General features: G+C 70.9%; 11 protein-coding genes. 1 reads left to right on the top strand and 10 read right to left on the bottom strand.

Annotation, left to right across the window (positions count from 1 at the left end):
• Positions 1–5: 5 nt before the first annotated feature.
• From CRP55_RS31685 to CRP55_RS31720, 8 genes are read right to left on the bottom strand one after another with little or no spacing between them, the layout of a single operon-like run.
• The gene (locus CRP55_RS31685; RefSeq protein ID WP_097324805.1) at positions 6–1,043 is read right to left on the bottom strand and encodes a GNAT family N-acetyltransferase; all 1,038 of its coding nucleotides are present in this window, start codon (positions 1,041–1,043) and stop codon (positions 6–8) included.
• Positions 1,040–2,161 carry a hypothetical protein gene (locus tag CRP55_RS31690; protein WP_097324807.1) on the bottom strand — a complete coding sequence of 374 codons (1,122 nt, stop codon included), beginning with the start codon at positions 2,159–2,161 and terminating at the stop codon, positions 1,040–1,042. Before CRP55_RS31690 ends, CRP55_RS31685 begins: the two co-directional genes overlap by 4 nt.
• On the bottom strand, positions 2,158–3,366 hold the full coding sequence (locus CRP55_RS31695) for an O-antigen ligase family protein (RefSeq protein ID WP_097324808.1): 1,209 nt from the start codon (positions 3,364–3,366) through the stop codon (positions 2,158–2,160). The genes CRP55_RS31690 and CRP55_RS31695 overlap by 4 nt, the downstream gene beginning before the upstream one ends.
• A complete protein-coding gene (locus CRP55_RS31700) occupies positions 3,363–4,610 on the bottom strand; it encodes a lipopolysaccharide biosynthesis protein (protein ID WP_245923507.1) in 1,248 nt (415 codons plus the stop codon). Before CRP55_RS31700 ends, CRP55_RS31695 begins: the two co-directional genes overlap by 4 nt.
• 1 nt (position 4,611) lies before the next feature.
• Positions 4,612–6,843, bottom strand: coding sequence for a polysaccharide biosynthesis tyrosine autokinase (locus CRP55_RS55775; protein ID WP_281260821.1), 2,232 nt, complete (start codon positions 6,841–6,843; stop codon positions 4,612–4,614).
• A gap of 1 nt (position 6,844) precedes the next feature.
• A complete protein-coding gene (locus CRP55_RS31710; protein WP_097324810.1) occupies positions 6,845–8,044 on the bottom strand; it encodes a glycosyltransferase family 4 protein in 1,200 nt (399 codons plus the stop codon).
• 6 nt (positions 8,045–8,050) lie between these two features.
• Positions 8,051–9,193, bottom strand: coding sequence for an aminotransferase class I/II-fold pyridoxal phosphate-dependent enzyme (locus tag CRP55_RS31715; RefSeq protein ID WP_097324812.1), 1,143 nt, complete (start codon positions 9,191–9,193; stop codon positions 8,051–8,053).
• Entirely contained in the window at positions 9,186–9,956 is a 771-nt protein-coding gene (locus tag CRP55_RS31720; RefSeq protein WP_097324814.1) for a polysaccharide deacetylase family protein, read from the bottom strand. Before CRP55_RS31720 ends, CRP55_RS31715 begins: the two co-directional genes overlap by 8 nt.
• 147 nt (positions 9,957–10,103) lie before the next feature.
• Here CRP55_RS31720 and CRP55_RS31725 point away from each other — a divergent pair, with 147 nt between their 5' ends.
• Positions 10,104–11,114 (top strand): GNAT family N-acetyltransferase, encoded by a 1,011-nt coding sequence (locus CRP55_RS31725; protein ID WP_097324865.1) that lies wholly within the window; start codon positions 10,104–10,106, stop codon positions 11,112–11,114.
• Here CRP55_RS31725 and CRP55_RS31730 read toward each other — a convergent pair whose 3' ends face one another.
• Both CRP55_RS31730 and CRP55_RS31735 read right to left on the bottom strand, forming a co-directional pair.
• Positions 11,115–11,609 (bottom strand): hypothetical protein, encoded by a 495-nt coding sequence (locus tag CRP55_RS31730; protein ID WP_143235027.1) that lies wholly within the window; start codon positions 11,607–11,609, stop codon positions 11,115–11,117.
• A gap of 647 nt (positions 11,610–12,256) precedes the next feature.
• The gene (locus CRP55_RS31735; protein ID WP_097324818.1) at positions 12,257–13,420 is read right to left on the bottom strand and encodes an IS110 family RNA-guided transposase; all 1,164 of its coding nucleotides are present in this window, start codon (positions 13,418–13,420) and stop codon (positions 12,257–12,259) included.
• Positions 13,421–13,650: the final 230 nt, after the last annotated feature.

Genomic DNA, 13,650 nt, shown 5'->3' on the forward strand with positions numbered 1-13,650 from the left:
GCCTCCTAGCGGTAGGGCGGGAACGTTCCGGCGACGTCGGCCGGATCGGCGCCCGGCTTCAAATCACGGACCAATTGGAGGTACGCCTGTGGGTCCGCGATGACACGCCATGTGTGGAAGGCGTGCCGCCGCGGGGAGAACCCGGCCTTGTACGAGAAGAGCGAGTCGCTGCGCCCGCCCCGCCCGCCGCCGAGATGGAACGCCGTGTCCCCGCGTTCCCGGCACCAGCGGCGCACCTCGTCGTAGAGGAGCTCGTCGGCGTACCGGTGCTTGGCCCGGCGGGTGGACGACACGTAGCCGGTGGCGATCCCGTCGTACTCGAAGAAGGTGTTGCCCCCGACCACCTCGTCGCCTTCGAGGGCGACGGCCAGGTGCATCCGGTCGCCGATCGCGTCGTGCAGGGCGGCCAGGTGCTCGTACGTGAAGAAGTAGTACGGCTGCGCGCCGACCCGCCGCATGTTGTCGTGGTAGACGGCGACCCACTCGGCCAGCCGCTCCCAGTCGTCGAAGACCACCCGGGTGCCGGCCCGGCGGGCGCGGTTGATGTGGTTGCGGTGGTCGGCCCGCGTCTGCCGCCACATCTCCTCGACGCTGACGGTCAGGTCCATCGACACCGTCTCGCCGTGCCGCACCAGCGTTCCGAACTCGGCCAGCACCGGCAGCTGCGGCGACGGCACGAGCGGGTGCATCCGTACGAAGGCGCTCACCAGCCCGGCCTCGCGCATGGTGGCCACCATCGCGGCGCAGGCCCGCTCCCAGAACGGGCGGTCGCCGGGCATGGCGCTGCCGACGAGACCGGGATAGCCGTACGGGGACATGGCGTCCCGCCGGTCCGCACCCGGGATGTCGCGCACGATCAGTGGCAGTAACGCGTGCCGGCCGGCGTCCTCGTACCAGAGTGCCGCCGGGCGCCCGCCGCACAGGCTCGCGTCGAGGCTCACGTAGTCGGGCAGGTGATAGATGTCGTGGCCGGTCCGCTGCAGGGCCTCCTTCCACTCCCGGGCTCCCGGGTCGAGCAGCGCGGCGTGCGCGGTGATTGTCATCTCGTCATCCCCTTCGGCGTCAGGACTCTGGCGTTGAGCGCCATGTTCGCGGCGAACTGGTCGTTGACCACCTGGTGTGCCTCCAGCCGCCGCTGGACGGCCGCGCGTGAGCGGCCCAGCTTCACGAAACCGTCGGCCAGCCAGCCGTTGTCGGTGCCGGTGCCGTCCACATAGGCCCGATAGTCGTTCCCGCCGGGCCAGATCACCGGCAGCACGGCCGAGAAGGCCGCGATATCAGCGTCGGTCCAGGCGCTGCCACGGTCGCGGGCTTCGATGACGTACGCCATGACGCCGTTGCCGTGGCCCACGTCCTGGCCGGGCCGCTTCGCCGAGCCCCAGACGTCGCTCCAGAAGTACGCGGTCGGCTCGACCGGGCTGCGCCGCATCTGGTCGCGCAGCCGGCGGTCGATCTCGGCGCGGACGGCGTGGTAGCGGGCGTCCGGCGCCAGCACGTCGAGGTGCAGGGCGATGAGCGCCCAGTGCGCGGCCATGTGGGTGCGCTCGCGGTAGATGTAGTCGTCGGCTCCGCGGTCGTGCCACTTGGCGAAGACGTTCCCGGCGGCGAAGGCGAGCAGCCGGTCGTACCGGGCCCTGTAGCCGCGGTCGTTCATCACCATCGCGGATTCCCGCATGGCTACGAGCATGCCGGTGGCGTAGCGCCAGAAATAGCTTTCGTAGAGCGGGATCTCGTCGCCGTCCTCGCCGTTCATCGACGACGGCCAGCCCAGATACGCGTCCTTGAAGCGGCTGTCGGGAATGGACTGTGACGGAGCGGCGGCGGCCATGACGTTTTCGGCGAACTCGAGGGCACGATCGAGATAGCGGCGTTCGCGGGTGGCCCGGAACATCGCGACGAGCGCGTCGAGCGAGTAGGAGAGGTTGTAGTGGTCCCAGCTGTCCTTCGACTGGCTCTGGGGCAGGCTGCTGGCGTACTGGAAATCCCAGCTCTTGGCGAAGACGGCCGCCCAGTGCGACACGGGCTTGACTTCCAGGTCGGTGGCGGGGCTCTCGCGGATCGGTTCCGGCATCGGTGGTACGTCGTCAGGCCCGGCCGCCCCGCAGGCGGCGGTGACCGATCCGGCGGCCAGCAGGAGCGCGGCCCGGCGTGTGAGCCTCATAGCGGCGCCGCCTGTCTCTTCCCGGCCCGGCTCGGTGTCACGGCGGCCGCCGCGGCCAGGGCGGCGAAGAGCCAGAAGAGCCGCGCGTCGTAGTAGTCGCCGGAGAAGAGGCTGCACAGGGCGACCAGTACGGCCGCCGCCACGGCGAGCCCGGTCAGCCGGGGCCGCAGGCCGCCACCGCGGACCGTCGCCATCCACAGCAGCACCGCCGCGGCCAGCAACCCGATCCCGATCAGCCCGCCCTCGGCCGCGACCCCGAGCACGTAGTTGTGCGGATATTCGACCCGCTGGTTGACGCCGACGGTGCCGTAGAAGCCGTCCAGCCCCGTGCCCGCGACCGGATGCTCCACGGCCAGCCGCCAGGCGGCGCCCCAGATGTCGGTGCGGTCGGAGAGGTAGCGCTCCTGCACGGTCTGCTCGACGAACCGCTCCTGGAACAGGCTGGTGAACGCCGGCGGCGCGAGCAGCCCGATCACGCCCGCGGCCACGGCCAGCACCCCGACGACGGCGACGACCACGCCGGCTCGCAGCCTCGCGCGGATCTTCCAGAGCGCCGCCGCTCCCACGACCATCCCGGCCAGCAGCCCGGCCCGCGACCCGGAGAGCACGGCCGCCAACAGGAAGAGCGGAATCGCCACCAGCGGCAGCTTGCGCCCGCTGAGCATCGTCACAGCGATCGCGCTGATGACCCCGAGCAGTTGAATGCGGACGAAGACGTTGGGGCCGCCCCCGAACGCCGAGTAGCGGCCCTGCTCGCCCGGTCCGGCCGCGAGCGCGGCCAAGGCGAAGAGGATGGCCGCGACGTAGAAGAGCACGAAGGCCGTACGGATGACCGCGTCCGGATCGCCCGCGGCGTACAGGTAGAACGCCAGAATGAGGGCCGCCATCAGCACCAGGTCGAGCGTCTGCGGCCCGACCCGGGCCGCCTCGGGCGCCCACAGCCCGGACGCGATCTGGAAGACGAAGAACAAGGTGGCCGCGACGAGCCACCCTTCCCGCACGTCCCGCGTGTGCTCGGCGTGCGGCCGCCGCGCCACGTCGACGGTGAGCGCCACCAGGCCCACGGCGAGCCCGATGACCCGCAGGTCGACCCAGGCCAGATCGGTGAACCCGGCCCGGTCCAGCGTGTACCGGCCGCCAATGGCCACCAGGATCAGCACCAGGCCCGGGGCGAGGAGCACGCGCGGATGCCAGACCCACGTCACGACGGCGCCATCCGGTTCGCGCCCAGGGCGAACAGCAGGCAGGCTCCGTAGCCGATCAGCGATCCGTACGCGGCGCCGGCGATGCCGAACGGCGGAATCAGCAGCAGGTAGCCCACGAAGCTCACCCCGAAGCCGGCGATCTCCGCGGCCGAGACCAGCCCGCCCCGCCCCTTCGCGATGAGCAGCCCCAGGCTCACCCGCGACACCGCGTAGAGCGCCGCCGCCGCGACCAGCGGAACCACGATCCCCCGGGCCGGCGCGTAGGCCTCACCGAACACCGGCACGATCAGCAGGAGCAGTCCCACCGCCGCGATCGGCGCCACCACCACGCAGTAGAGGCTCGCCGCCAGCACCAGCGGCCGGCTCCGCAACGTCCCCTCCTGGTGGGCCACCCGCCATCGCCCGAGCCGCGCGTCGGCGTAGGCCCGCACCGGCCAGGCCAGCAGCTCGGTCATCGTCGAGACGCTGGCGTAGAGCCCCAGCGCCGACGTGGACGCGATCACGGGCAGGGCCAGGCGATCGACCCGCAGCATGGCCATGTTCGACAGAGAAGCCGGGAAGAGCGCGATGCCCTCCCGCCGCACCAGCCGGTTGTGGTCCTGCTGCGGCCCGGCCGTGCCGCGAAGCCAGAGAACCAGATAGGCGCCGGTGGGCACGATCCCGGCCACGAGATAGGCCAGGATCCACACCTCGGGCCGCGCCGTCCCGGCGACGGAGAGCGCCACGAGCAGCGAAAGCAGCAGCACGGCCTCGACGACCCGCAGCACGAGAAAGTCGGTCACCCGCCCGGCCGCGATCGCGATCGACCGGATGGCCAGACCACAGGTCTCCACGAGAGCGTAGGCCGCGATCAGCGCGACGACCGCCGCGCTCGGATAGGGCGCCATGACAGCGAAGCCGATCGCCGCCGCCAGCCCGATGCCACCGGGAACGGCCAGCAGCCGCGCGTAGGCCCGCACTCCGGCCGCGGGCGTGGTGTCGTGATAGGCCGCGACGAAGCTCCGCTCGGTCCCGAGAAGCAGAACCTGCGTGGACAGATAGACCACTTGAAGCAGCAGCGCCACTTCACCGCGATGCGACGGCGTCAGCGCCCGAACCATGAGCACGTTGGCCACCATGGCCACGCCACCCACGAGAAGCTGAGAGGCGAAGAGCTTGATGTACGGCTCGCGCAACTGCCCCCAGACCCAGCGCGCACGCCCGCGAGCAGCAGTCCCCACCGCCACCGAAGGCCGCTCCGCCACCTCACTCATCCCGGCGCCCCGCCTCACCCAAACCCAGATCGCCCGCGCTGCCCGCGCCACCCGCGCTGCCCGCGCCACCCGCGCTGCCCGCGCCACCCGCGCCACCCGCGCTGCCCGCGCTGCCCGCGCCACCCGCGCTGCCCCCACCGTCCTTGGCGCCCGCGCCGCCCTCTGCGACCGCGCTGTCGCCGCTGTCGCGGCCGTCGCCGTCCGCGCTGTCGCCGCTGTCGCGGCCGTCGCCGTCCGCGCTGTCGCGGCCGTCGCCGTCCGCGCTGTCGCCGCTGTCGCGGCCGTCGCCGTCCGCGCTGTCGCGGCCGTCGCCGTCCGCGCTGTCGCCGCCGTCGCCGTCCGCGCTGTCGCCGGTGTCGCCGTCCGCGCTGTCGCCGGTGTCGCCGTTCTCGCCGCCGCGAGCGCCGTTGCCGTTGCCCTCGTGGGCGTCGGACTCCGGCTGATCGTCGCTGCCACCCGCGCGCGAGTCGCTCATGTCGGATTTGTCGGGCGAGGGGAACTCCTCCGGCTGTCGCACGTGGGCGGTGCCGCGCGCGATCGGTGGGTTTTCGCTTTCCGGGGCGGCGCCGGAGGCGGGGACCGCATCGGCATCGGAGGCGACGCTCGAAGCGGATACATGAGCGGTCGCTCGGACGACCGTCGGAACGAACGGTGGAATGCCGGCGGGGATGGCGGGCGAGGTGGAGACCGGCTCCACGTCGGCCGGCGGAGGATCGGCCGGCAGAAAATGGATCGGTGAAGGATCGGCCGGCAGAGAATCCGCCGACGAAGGGTCGGCAGGCAGCAAATCGGCCGGCGGTGGATCGGCCTGAGGGTCGGCCGAGTGGGAGGTGTCGGTCACGCGGGCTCGGCCCTGCACCGTCGCCGGGTAGGCCGGGACCAAGCCCACCGACGTCTCCTCCTCGTCGGACGGGCCGCCCACCAGCGTCTGGATCAGGCTGGGGCTGTCCGCCGGCACCTGCGGCGGCCGGTGCCGGATCGCGCCCGTGGGCAGGCGGCGGGGGAGCGCGTTGAGGACCGCGCCGACCAACCGGGCCCCCACGCGCTCCAGCAGGTCGGCCGAGCGCTGAACCTCCGTCGTCCGCGTGCGATTGGCCCTCACCACCAGCAATACCCCGTCGGTCACCTTGCTCAGCACCGCGGCGTCGGCCGTGCCGTTCAACGGTGGGGCGTCCACCAGCACCACGTCGAAGCGGCGGCTCAGGTCCTCCATCGTCGCCCCCAGCCTCGGCGACGCCAGCGCCTCACCCGGGTCGGGCGCGGGCATGCCCGGCGGCAGCACCGTCAGCCGGCCGTCCAACGGGTTGTGCAGCACCTCCGGCACCGTCGCCGTGCCCGCCAGCACCTCGGCCAGCCCCGGTCCCGGCTCCAGCGACAGATAGCGGCCCACCCCGGGCGATCGCAGGTTCGCGTCGACCAGCAGCACCCGCGCGCCCGTCTCGGCCATCGCTATCGCCAGGCCGCACGCCACCGCCGTGGTCCCCTCCTTGCGGTTGGCCCCGGTCAGCAACAGCGACGTGCCCCCGTCCAGCGCCGGCAGCAGGCTGCGCAGCTTGCGGAACGCCTCGGCCAGCTCCTCGTCGGGCTTGGCGTTGCGGCCGTTGCGGCTGCCGATGGCTATCACGCCCACTGTCCCGATGCCGAGGCGGCGCAGATCGTCCTCTTCGCTCACCTTCTTCCGGGTCGCCTCGCGGACCGCCACGACGATTGCGCCGATCAGGAGGCCGAGTACCGCCGAGAAGCCCACGTTGCGTACGAGGCCATCCGGCTCTTTTGTCGTCACCGCGTCCTGGGCGATGGACACCGCCGGCGCCGGCCCCAGTCTTTTCACCAGCGCCACCAGCTCCGCCGTGGCCGTGCGCACGATGGCCCGGCTTCTCTCGGCCGACGGATCGGTGGCCGTCACCACCAGCAGCTCCGTGCCCTCCTCGACCTGGGCTGTCAGATTCTCGGTGACCCCTTTGACCGTCAGCCCAGGGCCAACCTTGTCCACTACGCCCTGCGCCACCCGCGGCCCGGTCAGCAGCGCTATGTAGGAGTTGAGCCGGCTCGCCCCGGTGTCGGCGTCGTCCGCCCCGGTGGTCACGAACAACACCATCGACGACCGGTACGCGGGCGGCCGGCTCAACGTCAACGTGGCGGCCAGCCCGGCCGCCAGCAGCACCGGCACGACGATCCAGACCCAGCCGCGCCGGCAGGCTCGCGCGTATTCGCGGAGTTCCACGCTAGGCCGCCGCTCGGTCGAGCACGGCCTCGAACTGCGCGAAGAGTTTCTCGCGGGAGAACTTTTCGACCGCCAGGGTGTACGCCGCCTCGCGCGCCCGGGAAAGCCATGCCTCATCCCGGCAGTGCGCGTCGAGCGCCGCCGCGGCCGAGGCCGTGTCGACCGGGTCCAGCACGAGCCCGGCGCCGGTGGAGCGCAGCAGATCGGCCTGCCACCCGCCGTAGTTGATGGCGATGGGCCGCCCGGCGGCCAGGGCGTCGAAGAACTTGTTGGCCGAGTTGTCCCACAGGGCGGGGATCGGCCGTACGACGCTGGTGGAAAGCGTGGCCGCGCCCAGGATGACCGGCAGTTCGGACTTCGGGACCTTCTCCCACATGTGCACCGTGCGGTCGAGCAGCCCGTGCGTGCGCGCCAGCGCCTTCGTCGACTCCCATTCCCGGCCGTGCCCGACGATCAGCACCTGGATCGAGGGATCCATCCGCCGCGCCGCCTCGACCAGATACGACACGCCGTTCACCGCGCCCAGCGCTCCTGTGTAGACGATCAGCGGCCGGTCACCGAGCCACCGGTGCTCGGCGCGGAACTTCTTCACGTCCAGCTCGTCGACCTCGAACAGGGAGAGGTCGGCCGCGTTCGGAATCACCGTCGTCGGCGTGGACGGGCGGCGGGCTTTGATCCCGGCCGCCATCCCCGGTGACAGCGCCACCACCTCCTTCGCGTTGCGGTACGCGAAATTGGCCAGCGCCCCCGCGAGCCGCCGTGTCACCGGATTGCGCAGTGCGCCCATCTCGATCGGCACCTCGGGCCAGAGGTCGCGCACCTCGAAGACGAACGGCACCCGGCGCACCTTGGCGGCAAGCACGCCGGGTACCGCGACCGTGAGCGGCGTGCTGGTCGCGAAGACCAGGTCCGCTTTGAGGGCGGCCGCTTTCGCCGCCGCCAGCACCATGAATTCCGCGAAGGCCCACAACCTGCGGCCGTACGACATCTCGTTGTTGTAGGGAACGGCGAACCAATGCACCTGGACGCCGTCATCCTCCGTACGCCGCCAATTCAAAGACTTCGAGACGCCGGTGATGTCGGTCGTGATGACGTGGACCTCGTGACCACGGGCGACGAGGCGCCGGGCCTGCTCGTAGGAGCGGATGCCGCCGGCCATCCGCGGATTGCAGTAGTACTGGTGGATGTAGACGATGCGCACCCGCGCTCACCCCTTCTGCTCGGCCGCTACCGCGCGGACGACGTCCACGACGCGCTCCCGGTCGTGGTCGCTGAGCGCCGATCCGCTCGGCAGGCACAGCCCGCGGCGGAACAGGCCGGCGCTGACGTCGCCGCCGCGCCGCACGCAGTCGGAGAAGACCGGCTGCAGGTGCATCGGCTTCCACGTGGGCCGGGCCTCGATGTCGTGCGTGGCCAGCCGTTCGAGGATCCGGTCGCGGCTCGCGCCGAACCGCTCGGCGTCGACCAGCAGGCAGGTGAGCCACCAGTTCGACTCGCCGTAGCCGGCGATCGGCATGAAGCTCAGCCCAGGCAGGTCGCCGAGGGCGGCGCGGTAGTAGCGGCCGGTCTCGCGGCGCGCGGCGATCATCGAGCCGAGCCGCTGGAGCTGACCCCGGCCGACCGCGGCCAGCAGGTTGCTGAGGCGGTAGTTGTAGCCGACCGCGCGGTGCTCGTAGTACGGCAGCGGTTCGCGCGCCTGCGTGGCCAGGTGGCGGGTGCGGGCGGCGGTCCGGTCGTCGTCGGTGACGAGCATGCCGCCCCCACCGGTGGTGATGATCTTGTTGCCGTTGAACGAGAGGATCCCGGCCAGCCCGAAAGAACCTGCGGGCTTCTGTCTGTACGAGGCCCCGAGCGCCTCCGCCGCGTCCTCGATCAGCGCCACGCCGTAGCGGTCGCACGCGTCGAGCAGGGGACCGTAGTCGGCGCACTGCCCGTACATGTCGACCGCGATGACCGCCCGCGGTGGCTTTCCTTTGGCGCAGCGGCGGCGCAGCTCCTCGACGACCAGCGCCGGGTCGACGTTCCAGCTGTCGGCCGTGCTGTCGATGAAGACCGGCCGGGCGCCGAGGTACATCACCGCGTTGGCGGTGGCGGCGAAGGTGAACGAGGGCACCAGCACCGTGTCGCCGTGCCGCACGCCGGCCGCGACCAGGGCGAGGTGCAGGGCGGCGGTGCCGCTGCTGAGGGCGACCGCGTGCCGTACGCCGATGAGCTCGGCCACCTGGGCCTCGAATGCGTCCAGGTCGGGGCCGACCGGAGCCACCCAGTTGGAGTCGAACGCCTCCAGCAGCAGCTTGCGCTCCAGGTCGCCCACGTCGGGCGGGGACAGGTAGATGCGGGTGTCAGGCATGGACCCGGGTCCTGACGGCCCACAGTGGCCACGCCGGGTGCAGGCCCTGGCGGTGGATGCCCATCACCGGGCCGCCCGGGTGCATGGCCGGGCGCAGCGTGGTGGCGAAGCTGCGATAGCCGGCCTCGCGCGCCGCGGTCACCTCACGCTGGCCGAAATCAACGGCCGGATTGCCGTACGGGGCGGCGAAGTCCTTCACCTCCACGGCCAGTTCGTCCTCGATCTCGCGTTTGGAGGCGGTGAGCTCCCGTACGACCTCGGACCCGGTCTGGTCGGCGAGCCGGTGGTGGGTGATGGTGTGCGAGCCGAAGGCGAAGCCGGCGGCCGCGATGTCGCGGCAGTCGGACCAGGTGAGGTTGCCGGGCCGCCCGACCAGGCCGGTGGTGAGGAAGAAGGTGGCCGGCACCCGTTTCTCGGCGAGGATCGGCGTCACGACGTCGCGCCAGCTCAGGTGGCCGTCGTCGAAGGAGAGGCAGAAGACCGGCCCGTCCAGCGGTCTGCGGCCGGCGAGGATCTCGAGCGCGTCGTCCCAGCTGACCATCACCCCGCAGCGCCGGAAGGCGCGCAGATGGCGGCGCAGGTCGACGGCGAACTCGGCCGGAACGTCGTGGTAGAAGGGAAAATAGAGCCCGGCCGTCCTCGGCATCCGTTTGAGGAGCCCGGCCGGCGCGAGGATCCGGCCCTGCAGCCGCGGCCGCGCCCGCAGCCGGCTGCGCAGTTCCAGCTCGTTCAGGCGCCGTCGGATGGTGGTCGGCGTCTGCATCGGACCCTCCCGTAAATGATCGCTGACCGGGAATGTCTCGACCTTCCCAAATGGCTCTCCCGGGGCGTCAGTAGCAATTGTCATCAAGAACGTGAGAATCATTCACTCGCTTGATTTGTCCCTGAACCCGCGCGCATGGTGATTTCCATGCTGCGATTGCGACGGGTCGAGCCGGCGGCCGCACTCTGGGCCGACCGGGCCACCTACGACGACCGCCTGATCTTCCACACCCGGCCCTGGCTGCGCTTCGTCGCCGAGGCACAGGGCGCGACCCCGGTGCTGGCCGTCGTCGAGGACGGCGGTGAGACGGTCGGCCACTTCACCGGCCTGGTCAGCAAGCGTTTCGGCCTGCGCCTTCTCGGCAGCCCGATGGCCGGCTGGACCACGTCGTACGTCGGCTTCCTGCTCCGGCCCGACGTCTCGCGGCGGCAAGCGCTGGAGGCGCTGATGCCGTTCGCCTTCGACGACCTCGGCTGCGCCCACCTGGAGATCCGCGACCGCCGTCTGACCCTCGGCGACCTGCCCGGCCTGGGCCTGCAATGGGACACGGCCCCCACGGCGGTGATCTCTTTGACCCCGCCCGAGAACGATCTTTTCGCCGCGATGGCGAGCGCCTGCCGCCGCAATATCCGCAAGGCCACCAAATCCGGCGTCGTCATCGAGGAGGTCCCCCCGGACGATCCGTCATTCGCCGCCGAATTCTACGACCAGCTCCGCGACGTATTCGCCAAGCAGAATCTGGTACCCACATATCCCATTGACCGCGTCCGATCGCTGATGTCGTGCGTGGGCCCGTCGGGAAACCTGCTCCTGCTGCGGGCCCGCGACGCCGCCGGCCGCTGCATAGCCACCGCGATCCTCCCGTGGCACCACCGCACCATGTACTTCTGGGGCGGCGCCAGCTACCGGGCCGACCAGTTGTCCCGCCCCAACGAGGCCCTCATCTGGCACGCGCTCCGCTGGGCCCGCACACGGGGCCTGACCGAGTTCGACTTCGTAGGAGGCAATGCCTACAAGGCGAAGTACGGCACGGTCGAGGTTCCCGTCCCTTGGGCCCGCCGCTCCCGTTCCCCCTTGCTGGCCGGCCTCCGCGACGCGGCAAAGCAGGGCTTCGCCTTGAAACAAAGGGCAACGGCCCGCCTGACCCGCGCCCGATAGCTAACCTCCGCGGGTGAGGACGAGCGACCACTGCTGCTCGCCACTCGGCCGCACCGTGACCGACAGGGGCCCTCCGGCCACCGCTTCATCCCGGTTCCGGATCGGCGTGCCACCGCAGGGAATCGTCATCGAGGCCCCGGCCACCACGGCATGGAGCGAGCCATCGCCGTCACAAGTGAACAAAGCCTCGAGCGCACCGGTGTCCCCGGGCGCCCCTACGAGCGAGTGCCAGGGGCCGCTGCGTTCCTTCAGTTCTTCGATCACGTGCCTGACATTCGTGGCCGTGGGCGTCGAGTCGACATCCGATCCCGGCGCCTCCGGATCGACGACCCAGGCGTCACCGTGAAGTTCGGTGTCTGGCACCGGTCCCGCGCTGGCCGCCGCGTCCCCCGCCTCGCCCTTCACGGCCTCATCCGAGGTGCAGCCCGACAAACTCCCCAGGGCAATCGCCAGCCCGGCCAACCCGCCCGCGATTCGCGCGCCGCTGCTTCGCATGGCGTACCCCTTCGGCAGCCCGACCCGATTCTTCAGCACATCGCGGTCGTGTTTCTTCCCGCCACCTGCCCGAGCCGGTCCACGTCCTCGCCCCGAAGCGCGCACATCCGCGTTCCGCGACGGGACATGCCGGCGAGCGGGCTCGGCATCCGGTGGCGCTCGGCTTCAGCGGAAAGGGCTGAAGGGGATCCGGACCCCGGCGACGCTGTTCTCCCGTCCGGGCGCTGGTCGGCGACGCCCTCGAACCGGGAAGGTGAGAGATTCCGCAGACTCTGAAAGAACTTGCGGCAGTCGTGCCGGCGCGATGCCAAAGGGGGGCGCCCGGTCGAGATCGGGCGGGTTGTACCAGCGGGCGAATATCAGGTCGTTCGGGGCGGCGGCGTATCGCCGGCGTAGGTCGCGTGCGGCCCCCGGTGCCGCCCACCGTGCCGGCTGGCCGACTCATGCGGTGGCCGAATCACACGGTGTCGGCGTACGGCTTGTCGTGCAGAGCCGCGTACGCAACCCAGTACACAGCGGCCATCCACATCCGCAAGCTCACCGCCGGGCGCGACCCCGGAGCAGGCGTCGCCAGGCAGGCGTCACCGGCTACATAGGGTGATGCCCGTCGCCCTGTTGGCGGTGTCCTGATCTGGCACCCCTCTGTGTCAAGAGGCGGCTGTGAGGTCTGCTTTATGGTGGGTTTCGGCGGGTCCGGGAAGTGACTTCTCCGAAGTGTCGATCATGGGGTTGAGGTCGGCCGCGCTGGATCGCAGAGTCGTCCCCACGTGTCCTCCCGGGCCCGTCTCCAGCCGCCTGGCATCGGCGACCATCCGCTTGTAAACGATGTCGGACAGACGGCGTTTCAACGCTCGCATCGCTTCCATCGGGGTCTTGCCGTCGGCGAGTTTGCGCCGGTAGTAGCGGCGACCTTCGGTGTCACGGCGGAGTTGGACGACGGCCATGATGTGCAGGGCGCGGTTGATGCGCCGGTTGCCGGCTCGAGAGAGCCGGTGCCGGTTCTGGTCGCCGGAGGACGCGTCCAGTGGTGCGGTGCCATTCCAGGAGGCGAAGTGGCCGCGGCTGGCGAACCGGGCGATGTCACCGATGTCGCCAATTAGGCGGGCGGCGCCGGACGGGCCGATCCCAGTGAGTTCTTGCAGGGTGCTGCCGGTGGAGGCGACCAGATCGGTCAGCTCGGCGTTGGCAACCTTGATCTTCTTGTCGATGGTGACGAGCTCGTGGATCAGCTCGGATGCCAGCCAGCGGCGGGTCTTGCCGACAAGATCCCGCGGGCGGACGGTGTTGAGCAGGACGCGCGCCTGCTGGGCGGACAGGAACTTCTTCGCCCCGCCCGGGATGAGCTCGACCAGCAGGTGATGCAGCCGGGACACGACCTCGGTGCGGGTCCGGCCGAGCTGGTCACGGCGGTCGACCAGCAGCCGCAACGCCACCGTGGTGTCATCGGCTTGGACCTGGCGCAGGCCGCATGTGCGCAGCGCGGCCACGGCGACGCTGTGCGCGTCGACCGGGTCGGTCTTACGACCTTGACCGGTGGCGAACACCCGCGCTCGCGCCGACAGCTTCGTCGGCACGTCGACAACCGTCTCGCCGTCCGCGACCAGGCGCTGGGCAACGTGCCGGCCGATGCCGTTGCAACCCTCCACCGCCCAGATCCGTTCGCCATGTTTGCGGCCGGCGGCGAGCATCGCCTTGTAGCCGTCGTGATCGGTGCCGAACCGGCCCTGGCCGAGCACTCGTTCGTGCTGGTCGATGACCTCGATGGTGGCTGATCGTTTGTGCGGGTCCACTCCGATGACGACATTGGGCATCTGTCTCGTCCCTCCCTGCTCCGACCTGGTGCCGGCGGGAGGGCAGCGCTACTTTGAGCTGGGCATACCCCTCTGGAGCCACTCCGCGCCGCGGTGACCGGCAGGGCACATGCCAAATCTGAGCCACACCCAACCTGCGGGTGGACAGCCGAAATGAGAGTGACTCTGCCGGTCACCTCGACCATGCCTGGCCGGGCAGCGGTCGTGCCACCAGTAAATAAGTAGCCGAG

Origin of the sequence: Paractinoplanes atraurantiacus (genome assembly GCF_900215205.1) — a bacterium.
Taxonomy (GTDB): domain Bacteria; phylum Actinomycetota; class Actinomycetes; order Mycobacteriales; family Micromonosporaceae; genus Actinoplanes; species Actinoplanes atraurantiacus.